Annotated in this window: 12 protein-coding genes; 6 read left to right on the plus strand and 6 right to left on the minus strand. The window is 61.9% G+C overall.

Annotation, left to right across the window (positions count from 1 at the left end):
• The coding region (locus tag BN32_RS27435; protein WP_210164654.1) for a hypothetical protein at positions 1 to 212 on the minus strand (212 nt) is incomplete at its 3' end.
• Positions 213 to 411: 199 nt separating this feature from the next.
• Between BN32_RS27435 and BN32_RS01865 the strand changes: the two genes are divergently transcribed.
• A complete protein-coding gene (locus BN32_RS01865) occupies positions 412 to 1,803 on the plus strand; it encodes a DUF1254 domain-containing protein (RefSeq protein WP_019195548.1) in 1,392 nt (463 codons plus the stop codon).
• A 13-nt stretch (positions 1,804 to 1,816) separates the two neighbouring features.
• Here BN32_RS01865 and pyk read toward each other — a convergent pair whose 3' ends face one another.
• Complete coding sequence (gene pyk / locus BN32_RS01870) at positions 1,817 to 3,253, minus strand: pyruvate kinase (RefSeq protein ID WP_019195549.1); 1,437 nt, start codon at positions 3,251 to 3,253, stop codon at positions 1,817 to 1,819.
• The gene (locus BN32_RS01875; protein ID WP_019195550.1) at positions 3,250 to 3,801 is read right to left on the minus strand and encodes a DUF1036 domain-containing protein; all 552 of its coding nucleotides are present in this window, start codon (positions 3,799 to 3,801) and stop codon (positions 3,250 to 3,252) included. The genes pyk and BN32_RS01875 overlap by 4 nt, the downstream gene beginning before the upstream one ends.
• Before the next feature lie 301 nt (positions 3,802 to 4,102).
• Between BN32_RS01875 and BN32_RS01880 the strand changes: the two genes are divergently transcribed.
• Both BN32_RS01880 and BN32_RS01885 read left to right on the plus strand, forming a co-directional pair.
• Positions 4,103 to 4,405 carry a DUF1244 domain-containing protein gene (locus BN32_RS01880; protein ID WP_019195551.1) on the plus strand — a complete coding sequence of 101 codons (303 nt, stop codon included), beginning with the start codon at positions 4,103 to 4,105 and terminating at the stop codon, positions 4,403 to 4,405.
• Between the two features lie 336 nt (positions 4,406 to 4,741).
• Positions 4,742 to 5,014, plus strand: coding sequence for a DUF2312 domain-containing protein (locus tag BN32_RS01885; protein ID WP_019195552.1), 273 nt, complete (start codon positions 4,742 to 4,744; stop codon positions 5,012 to 5,014).
• 179 nt (positions 5,015 to 5,193) lie between these two features.
• Here the strand turns inward: BN32_RS01885 and BN32_RS01890 are convergent, their stop codons facing one another.
• The 3 genes from BN32_RS01890 to BN32_RS01900 form a co-directional block, all read right to left on the minus strand.
• Positions 5,194 to 6,837 (minus strand): peptidoglycan L,D-endopeptidase MepK, encoded by a 1,644-nt coding sequence (locus BN32_RS01890; protein WP_019195553.1) that lies wholly within the window; start codon positions 6,835 to 6,837, stop codon positions 5,194 to 5,196.
• A gap of 434 nt (positions 6,838 to 7,271) precedes the next feature.
• Positions 7,272 to 9,383: a L,D-transpeptidase family protein gene (locus BN32_RS01895; protein WP_019195554.1), complete on the minus strand. Its 2,112-nt coding sequence runs from the start codon at positions 9,381 to 9,383 to the stop codon at positions 7,272 to 7,274.
• A 325-nt stretch (positions 9,384 to 9,708) separates the two neighbouring features.
• The gene (locus tag BN32_RS01900) at positions 9,709 to 11,226 is read right to left on the minus strand and encodes a sigma-54-dependent transcriptional regulator (protein WP_019195555.1); all 1,518 of its coding nucleotides are present in this window, start codon (positions 11,224 to 11,226) and stop codon (positions 9,709 to 9,711) included.
• A gap of 154 nt (positions 11,227 to 11,380) precedes the next feature.
• On the opposite strand from BN32_RS01900, the gene BN32_RS01905 reads away from it, so the two are divergent.
• The 3 genes from BN32_RS01905 to BN32_RS01915 all read left to right on the plus strand — a co-directional run.
• Positions 11,381 to 13,258, plus strand: a complete 1,878-nt coding sequence (locus BN32_RS01905) for a M3 family oligoendopeptidase (protein ID WP_019195556.1) — start codon at positions 11,381 to 11,383, stop codon at positions 13,256 to 13,258.
• Positions 13,259 to 13,456: 198 nt separating this feature from the next.
• The gene (locus tag BN32_RS01910) at positions 13,457 to 13,609 is read left to right on the plus strand and encodes an aa3-type cytochrome c oxidase subunit IV (RefSeq protein WP_019195557.1); all 153 of its coding nucleotides are present in this window, start codon (positions 13,457 to 13,459) and stop codon (positions 13,607 to 13,609) included.
• 71 nt (positions 13,610 to 13,680) lie between these two features.
• A partial coding sequence (locus tag BN32_RS01915; protein ID WP_040425849.1) for an NAD(P) transhydrogenase subunit alpha occupies positions 13,681 to 14,553 on the plus strand: 873 nt, incomplete at its 3' end.

Genomic DNA, 14,553 nt, shown 5'->3' on the forward strand with positions numbered 1-14,553 from the left:
CGCGTCGGTGGGTCGGTGGCGAGTAGGTAGGTCGGTTCGGTCGAGCCGTCGTTCGTTCGTTTGTTAGTAGTGCGGCGCGTCTCTCTCTCTCTCTCTCTCTCTCTCTCTCTCTCTCTCTCTCTCTTTCTCTCTCTTCTCTCTCTCTTTCTCTCTCTCTCTTTCTCTCTCTCTCTTTCTCTTTCTTTTTCGATTGTCTTGAGAAGGTCGTCCACAGGGCGGACAGAGTTCAAAGCGACAGGAGATCTGGAGACGGTGCGCGAAATTCGCGTGCCTTTTCTATTTGTTTGAATTCCCAAATTTAAATCGAACAGCGGAGGGCGTGTGATGCTTGTTCCTGTTAGAAGAATTCGTCTCGGATTGATGCTCATTGCGTTGATTGCTGCGGGGACAATGCAGGCCCTATCTCCCTCAATGGCGCAGACCGCTCCGCTCTCCGAGCAGGAAGCCCTTGCTATCGCCACCGACGCTTACGTCTACTTCTATCCGCTCGTGACGATGGATGTGACGCGCAAGCAACTGACGAACATGGAGCCGGGCAAGGGAATCGGCGGCCCGGCGAATACCTTCGCCAACATCCCGGCATTCCCGGCTGCCGACATGAGAGCCGTCGTTCGTCCGAATTTCGATACGCTGTATTCCAGCGGTTATCTGGACATGACCAAGGAGCCCGTTGTCGTCTCCGTCCCGGATACAGGAGGGCGATTCTATCTTATTCCGATGCTCGACATGTGGTCAGACGTCTTCGCATCCCCCGGATCGCGCACCACGGGAACGCAGGCCGGAAACTTCCTGATCGTTCCGCCGAACTGGCGGCCTGATCTGCGGGACCGGCTTGTCGAGGAGTTCAAACTTCCGAAGGAAACGCAGATCATTCACGCACCGACGCCGCATGTCTGGGTCATCGGGCGCACCAAAACCGATGGTCCGCCGGACTATGCCGCGGTCCACAAGATTCAGGCCGGCTACAAGATCACGCCGTTGTCGGAATGGGGAAAGCCGGCAAAGCCGGTCGAGGCCAGGATTGATCCGTCCATCGACATGAAGACGCCGCCGAAGATCCAGGTCGATACCATGGCGGGAGGCAAGTATTTTACCTATGCGTCTGAAATTCTGAAGGTCAACCCGCCTCACATCACTGACGAGCCGATCATCGCGCAGATGAAGCGCATCGGCATCGAACCGGGCAAGAGCTTCGATGTTGCGAAGATCGATCCGGCGGTGAAGAAGGCGATTGAGGCCGCGCCGGAAGCTGCCCAGAAGCTGATGGAATGGAAGGTGGCGACGCTCGCCCGTGTCGCGAACGGCTGGTCGATGAACACCGACACCATGGGCGTGTACGGAAACTACTATCTCAAGCGTGCCATCGTGACTCAGCTTGGTCTTGGCGCAAACCTGCCTGAGGACGCGATCTATCCGCTCAACCTCGCGGACGACACCGGCAAACCGCTCGACGGCGCCAACAAGTATACGATCAATTTCGACAAGGGCCGCGCGCCGCCGGTGAATGCATTCTGGTCGGTCACGCTGTACGATCCGCAGGGTTTTCAGGTCGCCAACAGCCTCAATCGTTTTGCGGTCAGCAGCTGGATGCCCTTCAAGACCAATCCCGACGGTTCGCTGACGCTCTACTTCCAGAACGAGAACCCGGGCAAGGACAAGGAGGCGAACTGGCTTCCTGCGCCGAAGGGGGCGTTCAACCTGACGATGCGTCTCTACAGTCCTCAATCCGACGCGTTAACGGGGAAATGGAATCCTCCGCCGGTGACGCGAGTTCCGGAGACCGTCGGCATGTCAGCGCAATAAGCTTGCGCCAGCGTCAGATGTCGGCGTCGCGCTCGGGGCCGACATAGGCGATGCGGACCATGTTGGTCGTGCCCGGCGTGCCGAGCGGTACGCCGGCGACGATGATGACGCGCTGGCCGGCTTTGGCAAAACCGTCGCGGAATGAAATGCGGGCGGCGCGGTCGATCATGTCGTCCTGATCATGGGCGTCTTCCGCGATCACGCAGTGCACCCCCCACACCAGCGACAGTTTGCGCCCGGTATTCACGTTCGGCGTGATCGCGACCACCGGCGGCTTCGGTCGTTCGCGCGCGACACGCAGCGCGGTCGAGCCGGAACTGGTCCAGCAGATGATGGCGGAGAGATCGAGCGTTTCGGCGATCTGCCGCGCCGCGTCGGCGATGGCGTCGCCTGCGGTGGCTTCCGGATCGGGCCGTTGCGCGGCGATGACGCCGCGATAGGTCGGATCGCGCTCGCATTCCTCGCCGATGCGATTCATGGTCAGCACCGCTTCGACCGGGAACTTGCCGGCGGCGGATTCTGCCGACAGCATGATGGCGTCGGCGCCCTCAAATACGGCGTTGGCGACGTCGGAGACTTCAGCGCGGGTCGGTACCGGCGATGTGATCATCGACTCCAGCATCTGGGTCGCGACTACCACCGGCTTGCCGGCGCGCCGCGCCATGCGCGTCATCTGCTTCTGAAGTCCGGGCACGCGCTCGGCGGGCAGCTCGACGCCGAGATCGCCGCGCGCGACCATCAGGGCGTCCGACGCCTCCATGATTTCGGCAAGACGTTCGATCGCCTGCGGCTTCTCGATCTTCGACATCACGGCGGCGCGGCCGCGCACCAGCTTCTTCGCCTCGATCACGTCGTCGGCGCGCTGCACGAACGACAGCGCGACCCAGTCGACGCCGGTTTCAAGCGCGGCTTCGAGATCGGCGCGGTCCTTCGGCGTCATCGCTGACACCGGCAGATCCGTGTCGGGCAGGCTGACGCCCTTGCGATCGGACATCTTTCCGCCAGTCACGACGCGCACCAGCGCGTGTTCAGGGGAGGTCTCTTCGGCGATCAGGCGCAGCTTGCCGTCGTCAATCAACAGCGCATGGCCCGGCCGAAGCGCTTTCAGGATTTCGGGGTGGGGGAGGTGGACGCGGGTTTTGTCGCCCGGCGTCGGATCGGCATCGAGCGTGAACATCGCGCCGTTGTTGAGTTCCACGAAGCCGTTTTCGAAATTGCCCAGCCGCAGCTTCGGTCCCTGAAGATCAATCAGGATGCCGATCGGCCGCCCGTAGCTGCTCTCCACGTTGCGGATGGTCGCCACCATCTCGCGCATCTTGTCATGCGGCGTATGGCTCATGTTGATGCGGAACACGTCGGCCCCGGCCTCGAACAGCTTGCGGATCGATGCGCTGTCTGAAGAGGCTGGTCCGAGGGTGGCGAGAATCTTGATGCGTCGCAGGCGTCTCATTTAGGATTTCCAGGAGCTGCACCGGGAAGTGCGCCGGGTTGTGCAGCCCCCGGCGCGTTCGGCATACCGGGCAGGCCGGGTGAGCGCGGGTTCTGTTCGTTGGATTCAGTGAGTTGGACAGTCCAGGCGCGTTGTTCGCCGGTATCGACCTCGAAGTATCCGGTGCGGTCGAAGCCGCGCGCCAGACAGTCTTCGGTGCCTTTGATGGTGAATTCCTTGTCGCGCGAACACATGAACGCCTGCCCCGACCACTCTCCGCCGCGGTCATAGTCGATGGCGTAAATATAATAGTATCGTGCGACAAGCGTTCCACGCAGCAGGGTTTCGCAGGCGCGGGACGACACGTTCCACCAGCCTTCTGTCACCCAGCCTTCATTGTCTTTGTAGCCGAGCGCGATGCCGACCCGGCTCGAGGTATTGTTGCAGAGCCGGAAATCCGCCGCCGCCGGGTCGTTCCACGCGCACAGTGCGATCAGCGCGACAAGCCCGGTGAGGGTGGCGGTGATCGTACGGCGGAGCGTTATGTGGCGGGAAGTCGTGGCTGTCATCTAATCAGGTACTATCAACCGTTCGTTGATTTCGCGTAACATATTGAGCATGATCGGCAAAAGCGGAGATCCCATATCCGGCCAGGCTAGGTCACTATAGGACGGCTTGGCGGTTTCGCCAAACCAGTGTGAACCTCAATAGGCCTGTTGCCGGGTCATGACGCGGGTCAAGCTGGTTTTTCTCGCCATATGGAAAACCATCGGACTAGAAATCGCGGGGCTTAAAATCACTGAGCCCGACCCTATGTTAGGGTGCCGGTGGCGGGACAGCCAGCCGACCTGAAATTGTGGAAAAATAACCATGGCCATCGATGAGAAAACCCGAACGGAATTGGAAGCGGCGGTTTTCCGCCGTCTTGTCGAACATCTGCGCGGGCGGACCGATGTGCAGAATATCGAGCTGATGAATCTCGCGGGGTTCTGCCGCAACTGTCTCTCGAACTGGCTGAAGGAGGCCGCCGACGACAAGGGCGTAGCGCTCAGCAAGGACGAGAGCCGCGAGGCGGTGTACGGCATGCCATATGAAGCCTGGAAGGCGAAGCATCAGACCGAGGCAACGCCTGATCAGGTTGCGGCGATGAAGAAAAGCCAAGCGGGTCACTGAAACACGCAAGTGAAATCGGTGCATTGGCGCCGACTTTTCTTTCACCTGTGGGTCACTGTGGATGACCGTGACTCTGCCTTGACGGGACAGGTCCCACTCTTGAGTGTGATACCAGTGTCCCTTTGAATCCTTTCGTTCTCTTCATATTGCAGCGCCTTCTGTAGCGAACGAAAGGATTCAAAGGGACACTGGAAACTTAAATTGCTAGTGGTCTTTTGATTCTGACATTCGCAAAGAGAGTTGCTGAAACGGAATGCGAATGTCAGAATCGGACCACTAGATGGCGTGCCGCGCACGCCAGTGACCAAACCTCATTAAAGTTCAGGAGTACCCCCGATGGCCACCTCGGCTGCCGTGAAAGACGACGAAACCGCTCACAGCTTTGCGAAGGGGCAGCTCAAGGCCATCATCGAGCGTATCGAGCGCCTCGAGGAAGAGAAGAAGACGATCAGCGACGACATCAAGGACGTCTATGGCGAAGCCAAGGGCAACGGCTTCGACGTCAAGGTGCTGCGCACCATCATCCGTATGCGCAAGCAGGACGCCGACGAGCGCCAGGAGCAGGAAACCATCCTGGAAACCTACATGCAGGCGCTCGGCATGCTGTGAGGCGCAACTAACCGCGCCTTGATGGTCGTCCCGGCGAAGGCCGGGACCGATGCCCCCTGTGACCGCAATTTACAGACAGATATTGAGAGCCATTTCGCTGAGTCACGGCGATTAGTGGCTATGGGTCCTAGCCCTCGCCGGGACGACGATAGATCGGCTTATTTTTCGCGGTTTATGTATTACCGCAGCGCGGCGGTGCGCATCGCGAACGATGTCGTCGACAGCGTCGCGGTCGCCGAGCCGGTGAACTTCTCGCAGACGATGCCCATTTGCGGATCGTTCGAGAATGTCATCGCCACCGCCGCGTTCGGTTTGACGAAATGCGTGCGCATCACGGTCATGTCCTGATCGCCCAGAATTGAGGCGACCATCGACGTGCTGGCGCTTGGCGCAAGGATCATTGCGCGCAGCCAGATGTCATTCGTCTGAGTGGCCTGCTTGACCCGCGTTGCGGTCGCGATCTTGCCCTGTGGTGTCTTGGCGATCGTTGCATCGGTGGTGTTGATATCCGCACCCGACATCGGGTTCGGAGCGAGCGATGCGATGCGCGGGCTGCGCGGGAGCGGTGCGCTGGCGGCGACGACCTTGGCGCGATCGAGCGGGGCATCCGCTGGCGCATAGGCCAGCGCCTGCGAGACGTTCTGCGGCAGGCTTGCGGTGAATTGCGGGTCAGCAGCGACGACGGCGCCGCGCGCCTTGAGGGCGGCGATCTGCGCCTGCGCCGCGGGCTTCGGTGCTGGTTCGTTATCCCAGAAGCCACGCGCATTGATGATGTCGATGGGGCTCTGCGGGGCGTATTCGTCGGCCGGGATTGGCTTGAGCGCGGGTTGCGGCTTGGGCAGCGGGACGGTCTTGGTGTCAGCCGAAGCGACCTGATAGGACGCCGCGCCTGCGGGCTTCGCGCGCGGCAGCGGCACGCGTTCGAGAATCTTTTCGGCTGCGGTGACGGTTGCCTGTGCGGCATCCTTGGCCTTGTCGACTGCGGTCATCGCCACCTGCGTGACCTTGCCGCGGCGCGTCACCGCCTCATTGCCGGCTTCTTCCTCGTCATCCGCCTGCTTGCGGCCGAACAGCGAGGCCAGGAAGGTGCGCGACTTCGACGGTGCGGCGACGTCCTCGCCGTTGCCGCGTCGCTCGATGTCGGCGAGCGCAAGCTCGTAACCCTTCAGCGGCTTGCCGTCAGACGGCACGTGCACTGTGCGGCCATCCGGGAAAACACGCGCGAGCTGATCGTGGGTCATGCGCGGCCAGTGACGGATGCTGCCGATGTCGAGATGCACGAACGGCGATCCGGAGGTGGGGTAGAACCCGACGCCGCCGCGCTGCAGCCGCAGTCCGGCGAAACGGATTTGCTCCAGCGGCACACCAGGGATGAAGAAGTCCAGCGCATGGCCCTGCATGTGCTGGCTGTGGCGCGCCACTCCCGAAGAGCGGCGGCGAAGCATGGAGTTGGTGGCGGGCGAGCGATAGGCGGAGATGATCTGGATCGGCTGTTTGCCGTCGACGTCGCGATAGACTTCCCAAACGATGTCGAACAGCCGGCGATCCATCGTGGTGGAATCCTGGCTGCGCCAGTCCCGCAGGAAGTGATTGAGCTTCTTCAGCGCGGCTTCATCGTAACGGCCGTTGCGCTTGAAGGTGACGGTGAGGTCTTCGTCGGAATGGGTGTGGTGGAACGAGAGGGTCCGGGTGTCGCCGTCTGCGGTGGCGTTGTGGACGGAGCGGGCGTTGGTCGCGATCAGCAGCAGCGAGGCGAGGCCGACGCGCACCGAGGTGCGCGACAGCCATTCAAAGCCAATGCTGCGTGGAAAACCGCCCGCCACTCAGAATCCCGTCAGCCGTCAGCTTGTTGAGGTGATCCCCCGCTACCCCACGCAACGGGAGAGGATGAACATGGTCTTAAGGCACGGGGGTTAAGCGATATTTACCAATCCCCACGCCGCGTTCGTCAGGTCTTCCCAAGTCTTAGTGTCGAAGTCTTAGTGTCTGTCGTTGCCCAAGTCTCAGTCTGCCCAAGTCCTTAGCGATCCCTAGTCTTCAGCTATCCCAAGTCTTGATCAAGCCTTGCCCAAGTCTGTCACAGGCCCATGAAGGCCAGAGTATGCCCCCCTGAGTATGGCAAAAAAGGGCCGTCGGGCCGATCAGGTCCGGACTGCTTCGGGGGCAATGGTTAATGAAAAGGGCCCCGCCGTCGGCGGAGCCCTTGGAACTGTGGAACCCGGAGAAAGTCGGTCGCTTTTCGCCGAAGTTCCCGTGTTTAGCGGACGACCCGACGCTGACCGCGTACTGCGGCAGGCGGCGGGGTCGGAGGCCCAAACAGGCGCTCAAAGAAGCCCATGCTGCTGTTGCTCGCGAAGCTCTCGCCGGGAACCTGCACGTTGGTCGGGCGAACATGGTTCGGCTGGGCGTGAGACACGGCGGTTTCCATGTCGCGGCCTTCGCTGCCCTTGAGCATCGCGATCACCCTTGGATCGCGGCTGTAGATATCCTTGCGGAATTCAAGCTTGCCGGCGCTGTCCACAAACGCGGTCTGATAGGCGATGTGGACCGGGATCGGCGTCGGGAAGTTGATGTTGACCTCGCCGCGCCCGTACATGCCCTTGATCTTCTCGGGCGTGTAGTTCTCCTTTGGCAACGCGATGCTGAGCAGGTTCGACGCGTACTGGTCGGGGTTTTGCACGCGCATACAGCCGTGGCTGAAGGCGCGCTCTTCCTTGGCGAACAGGTGCTTGTCCGGCGTGTCGTGCTGATACACCAGAAACTTGTTCGGGAAGTTGAAGCGGATGCGGCCGAGCGCGTTGGCTTCGCCCGGCGGCTGCGAGATACGGACGCTGCCGTCAGCGGCGCGCGCGAGCTTGAGGCCCATGCGGTCGAGCACGGTCGGGTCCTGCGCCAGCGCCGGCAGATACTCGTTGTAGATGATCGACGGCGGCACGTTCCAGGTCGGATTGACGGTGATGAACTTCATCGTTTCCGTCAGTTCCGGAGTCGCGTGCTTGCCCGGCTTGCCGACGACGACGCGGGTGGTCCAGACCTGCTTGTCGCCTTGCATCAGCTTGAGCGAATAGTCGGGAATGTTGAGGATCACATAAACGTCACCCAGCGCCCTTGCGCCGAGTTCGCGCGGCAGCCAGCGCCAGCGCTCCATGTTCGCACGCACGATGTCGATCTTGCGGTCGCTCTTGGGGCCGTTGATTGCGCGCACGGTCCCGTTGTCGAGCACGCCGGTTGCCTTCAGATCGTTGTTCGACTGGAATTTGCGAACGGCGTTCGCAACCGTGGCATCGTAGCGCTTGTCGTCGGTGTTCTCTGCGACGTGAAGCTTGGCGCGCAGCGCCGGCACGCGCTCGTCTTCCATCGCGACCGGGTTCGGATTCTTCTTGGTCGGCTTGACGAACTTCAGCACACCGCCTTCGGCAATGTGCTTGGAGGTATCGTCCGTAACGCCGCGCAGCTCGGCGAGCTTGGACTTCAGCGCCTTATAGCCCGTGTGCTGCGGGTTGTAGCCCGCCAGCGCTGCCGACGCGTCCTTTGCGGTCGAGACGTTGATAAGGACCTCGACCGGATCGACCGGATGCTCGGGATACGAAATGTCTGCGCTGACGCGAGAGAAGTGCATGCGGCCGCTCTGGGCGTGGCGCGCATAATCGAGCATGCTTTCGGTCAGGCGCAGTTCAGCCTCGGCCTGGGCGTCAGCGGTGGTCGCTGCGGCGAAATCAGGCGTGGGATAATCGGCCACGCTCAGACCTTCGCTGCTGGCGTCCTTCAGGCGCGCAATCACGTTCTTGGCGCGCGCGGTGGCGGCACCGGCTTCGCTCCAGAGCGGAGCGTAGTTGCGATCCCTGTAGAAGTTCTCGACCGCGGTGCGTTCGCTTTTGCGGTCGAAGTAGCGCGCGCCCTTGGTTGCAATCAGGTCGCGCAGTTTGTCGGCAACCGGCTGATCGGCAGCGGCGACAGCCGGAGCCGCCTTTGCTGGTTCGGTCTTTGGAGGCTCAACCGCCGGTGCGGCAGCAGTGGCTGCCGGTGCCGCTGCGGTCGGCGCCGTAGCGGCGGGAGGAACAGTTGCCGTGGTGGCCGGTGCGGCGGGAACAGCCGGGGCCGCAGCTTCTTCCTTCTTGGGAGGCGTGACCGTGGCTGGTGCAGCGGCCGTGGTCTCTGGCTTGAAGTCGTTCACCGTCGGCGGCGGTACGTTGGCCGGTTCGGGAAGCGGGACTGCGGCATCGATGGCGAGATCTGCAGGGCTTTTCGCGGGGCCGGACTGGGCGTTTGCGGTGGTCGCGGCAACGGAAAGGAATGTAGCGGCCACGGCCATCAGAATCCGGTCAAAGCCTGCTGGACTCTTGTGGTGGCCGGTCGAAAAGTCACGCATTCTCGCACCCCTTGGGTGAAACTGCCCCGGCATGGAACAGCTCATGATGGTTTCCGTCACTGCCTGATGCAAAAAGCGCCGGCTCGATCGGAGTTTGGTACGCAATCCCGCATTAAAAACACTGCGAAACGCTACACGCGCCAGCTCACGGCGGCCAGTTGCCGCCAGATCAACTCGAAGTCATCTCACAGGAAGTGACTTCAATTCGGGTTTCTTTGCAACGGCTTGCGCGCATTGCCGCGCGCTTTTCCTGTGTCTGTCACCGCGCCGCAACGGTTCAATGACAGTAACGAAAAAGCCGTGCCGGCGTTCCAGTGATTCGCGGTCAGCGGGAGGGGCCGGCGGGTTCCTCGCCGGAGGCTGCGGCGGCCTCATCCAGTTTTCGGTACAACGTCGAGCGGCCGATCTTCAATCGCCGGGCGACCTCGGACATCTGGCCGCGATAGTGAGTGATGGCGAAGCGGATAGTCTCCGCTTCCAACTCCTCGAGCGGGCGCATTTCGCCGTCGTCGCCGAGCATCGCCAGCGTGCCGTAAGCCGACAGGAATTTAGCCGGCGCGGCTGCAGGGGCGATAGGTATTTCGGCACCTGCGATAGTGTCGGTTGGCGAGGACGGCGGGCTGTCCAACATCACCGGCTCTGCCTCGGAAAATGCGACGGGTGGCATCCCGCCAATCTGCGGGAAATCATCCCGTCCGAGCTGGCCGCCGTCGCTCATCACAACGGCGCGGTACACCGCGTTCTCCAGCTGGCGGACGTTGCCAGGCCACCCCATTTGCCCGAGCAGTGCCATGGCTTCGCCGCTGACGCTGGTGACAGGCCGGTTTTCCTCCGCGGCGATGCGCGCCATGAAGTGCCGCACCAGATGCGGGATGTCCTCGCGGCGCGTACGCAGCGGTGGAATGGTCAGCGGCAAAACGTGCAGCCGGTAGAACAGGTCTTCGCGGAACGCGCCGGCCTTCACCTGATTGAGCAGGTTGCGGTTGGTCGCCGACACGATGCGCACATCGACCTTGACGGGTTTGCGCCCGCCGACCGCTTCAACCTCGCCCTGCTGCAGGGCGCGCAGCAGTTTCACCTGCGCCGCCAGCGGCAGTTCGCTGATTTCGTCGAGGAACAGCGTGCCGCCATTGGCCTCGACGAACTTGCCTGCATGCCGCTCGGTCGCACCGGTGAACGCGCCTTTCTCATGACCGAACAGCAGCGACTCCACCAGATTGTCCGGGATCGCTCCGCAGTTGACGGTGACGAATGGCTTGGCGCTGCGCTCGGAGGAGCCGTGGATGGCGCGGGCGATCAGTTCCTTGCCGACGCCGGATTCGCCTTCGATCAGCACCGGGATGGTAGACGCTGCGGCCTTCTTGCCCATCGAAATGACGTGGCTCATCGTCTCGGAGCGGGTGACGATGTCGGCGAAGGTGAGTTTGCCTTCGCGGCGGTGGCGGATGCGCTGCAATTCGCCTTTCAGCGCGCTGGCGTTAAGAGCGTTGCGCAGTGACACCTGCAGGCGCTCGATGCCGACCGGCTTCACCACGAAGTCGTGCGCGCCGGCCCGCATCGCGGACACCACATTGTCGATCCCGCCATGGGCGGTTTGCACGATCACCGGCAGATCGAGGCCGATATTGCGAATCTTTGCCAGCACGCCCATGCCGTCGAGGCCGGGCATTACGAGATCGAGCACCAGGGCGTCGATGGCTTTGGCATCGGGATCGATCAGATGGGCGAGGGCGGCATCGCCGCTGTCGACTGTCACGGCGTCGTAACCGCAGCGCTGCACCATATTCTCGACGAGGCGCCGCTGTACGGCATCGTCGTCGGCAATCAGAATGGACGCAACCATGGCATTCCCCGCAACTCTGGACTATCTCAACAACATGTCTCGAATCGGGGCACTCTCGCCGATGCCGATTAACGACCTCTTAAGAGTTGGCTTCCTCGGCAAGTGCTGCAATCGTCACGCGTCCTGAACGATCTTGAACATCACGGATTGAAATATGGCTTCGCGCTCCTCGGCTCTCCGCAAATCTCCGGCAAAACCCAAATCCGCGCCCAAGGCGAAAGCTTCGGTCAAAAAGACATCCGGCGCGTCAGGCAAGGCGGGAAAGCTGCCTGAGTGGAATTTGACAGACCTTTATCCGGCCATCGACGCGCCGGAGGTGGCGCGCGATCTCGACAAGCTCGATGCTGACTGCGTGGCGTTCGAGACCGCCTACAAGGGCAAGATCGCGGAGCAGGTTGCGCAGCCTGAAGGTGGCGAATGGCTGGCCGGGGCGATCAAGAGCTACGAGGCGATAAGCGACCTCTCGGGACGGTTGAGTTCCTATGCTGTGCTCATGCACGCCGACAACGAAGCGAAACCCGAGATATCAAAGTTCTATGGCGACGTTTTAGAGCGATTGACTGCTGCTTCTGTGCATCTGCTGTTCTTCGATCTTGAATTGAACCGCGTGGATGACGGCGTGATTGAGCGCGCGATGGCTGTGCCGTCGCTCAATCACTATCGGCCCTGGATCGAGGATCTGCGCAAGGACAAGCCGTACCAGCTTGAGGATCGCGTCGAGCAGTTGTTCCACGAAAAGTCCGTTAGCGGCTATGCCGCGTGGAACAGGCAGTTCGATCAAACCATTTCGGCGCTGCGCTTCAAGGTCGGGACCAAGGAACTGGCGATCGAGCCGACGCTGACGCTGTTGCAGGATCGCGCGCCCGCCAAACGCAAGGCGGCGGCGCAGGCGCTGGCGAAAACCTTCAAGGCCAATGAGCGCACCTTCGCGCTGATCACCAACACGCTCGCCAAAGACAAGGAAATTTCCGACCGCTGGCGCGGCTTCCAGGACATCGCTGACGCGCGCCACCTTGCGAACCGCGTCGAGCGCGAAGTGGTCGATGCGCTGGTGGCGTCGGTGCGTGCGGCCTATCCGCGGCTCTCCCACAGATACTACAAAATGAAGGCGCGCTGGTTCAAAAAGAAGTCGCTGCCGTTCTGGGACCGCAACGCGCCGCTGCCGTTCGCGACCACCGGCCAGATCGGCTGGAACGACGCGAAGAGCACAATCCTGAAAGCCTATGGTGATTTCTCGCCGCAGATGGCGAACATCGCGGAGCGCTTCTTCACCGATCGCTGGATCGATGCGCCGGTGCGGCCCGGCAAGGCGCCGGGCGCCTTCTCGCATCCGACCACGCCGTCGGCGCATCCCTATGTGCTGATGAACTATCAGGGCAAGCCGCGCGACGTGATGACGCTCGCGCATGAACTCGGCCATGGCGTGCATCAGGTCCTCGCCGCCAAGAACGGTGCGCTGATGGCGCCGACGCCGCTGACGCTGGCGGAGACCGCCAGCGTGTTCGGCGAAATGCTGACCTTCAAGCGGCTGCTGGCCCAGACCAAGAACGGCAAGGAGCGTCAGGCGCTGCTCGCCGGCAAGGTCGAGGACATGATCAACACGGTGGTGCGCCAGATCGCGTTCTACTCGTTCGAGCGCGCGATCCACACCGAGCGCCGCAACGGCGAACTGACCGCGCAGCGGATCGGTGAGATCTGGCTGAGCGTGCAGGGCGAAAGCCTCGGACCGGCCATCGAGATCAAGCCGGGCTACGAGACGTACTGGATGTACATCCCGCACTTCATCCATTCGCCGTTCTACGTCTATGCCTATGCGTTCGGTGACTGCCTGGTGAATTCGCTCTACGCTGTCTACGAAAACGCCTCCGAAGGCTTTGCTGACCGCTATCTCGCGATGCTCTCGGCCGGCGGCACCAAGCATTATTCCGAGTTGCTTCAGCCGTTTGGGCTGGACGCCAAGGACCCGAAATTCTGGGACGGCGGGTTGTCGGTGATCGAAAGCCTGATCGCTGAACTGGAAACCATGGGATAGGCCGGACAGCCCCGTTTCCGGGCAATTTCCGCGAGGGTGGGGCTTTCTGTTCCGCATCGCGGAAATTTCCGCGAGAACCATTGCATGGCATGCATGCGGGTGGTTCTAATCAACTGTCCAAAGCGGCGGCAGACGTTGCCCTTGCCCCGCAATTGGGCTAATTCGCGTCAACATTTAGAGTGGCGCTGGAGGGGATCGATGGCTGACCATAACGAAGTTGCTTACACCACGGCGGATGGCATGGACTATCCTGCGCACGAGCAGACCTACGAAGGTTTTCTCGCGATGACGAAGTACGGGACGATTTCCCTTATCGTCATCCTCGCCCTGATGGCGATCTTTCTCACCTGATCGAATTCGGTTGTCCCGGCGGTGTGGCCGGTGATTAAGTCATGCGCGGCCGAACGGCTGCGGGAGGCGTCATGAAAATTGCGATAGCCAGGGAAGTCGATGCGGCGGAGCCGCGGGTTGCGGCGACGCCCGACACGGTGAAGAAGTTCAAGGCGCTGGGGATCGATGTCGCGATCGAGCCGGGTGCGGGCATCAAGTCCGGTCTTTTGGATGCGGACTATGACGCCGCGGGTGCTGTGGTCAGCACTGAGGCGGTGAAGGATGCCGATATCGTCATCAAGGTGAAGCGCCCGGAAGCTTCTGAAGTTACCAAATACAAGAAGGGTGCACTGGTCATCGCGATCATGGATCCTTACGGCAACGAGGCGGCGCTGAAGGCGCTGGCCGATGCCGGTGTTGCCGCGTTCGCGATGGAGCTGATGCCGCGCATCACCCGCGCGCAGGTGATGGACGTGCTGTCGTCGCAGGCGAATCTTGCGGGTTACCGCGCTGTGATCGAATCCGCCGAAGCCTTCGGCCGTGCGTTTCCGATGATGATGACGGCGGCCGGCACCGTGCCGGCGGCGAAGGTGTTCGTGATGGGCGTCGGCGTTGCCGGCCTGCAGGCCATTGCGACTGCGCGCCGTCTGGGTGCGGTGGTCACCGCGACCGACGTGCGTCCGGCCACCAAGGAGCAGGTCGAAAGCCTCGGCGCCAAGTTCCTCGCGGTCGAGGACGAGGAGTTCAAGAACGCGCAGACCGCCGGCGGCTATGCCAAGGAAATGTCGAAAGAGTATCAGGCCAAGCAGGCGGCGCTCACCGCCGAGCACATCAAGAAGCAGGACATCGTCATCACCACGGCGCTGATCCCGGGCCGTCCGGCGCCGAAGCTGGTCACCGCCGAGATGGTGAAGTCGATGAAGCCCGGCTCGGTGCTGGTCGATCTGGCGGTCGAGCGCGGCGGC

It is taken from the genome of Afipia birgiae 34632 (assembly GCF_000308295.2).
In the GTDB taxonomy this organism is placed as follows: domain Bacteria; phylum Pseudomonadota; class Alphaproteobacteria; order Rhizobiales; family Xanthobacteraceae; genus Afipia; species Afipia birgiae.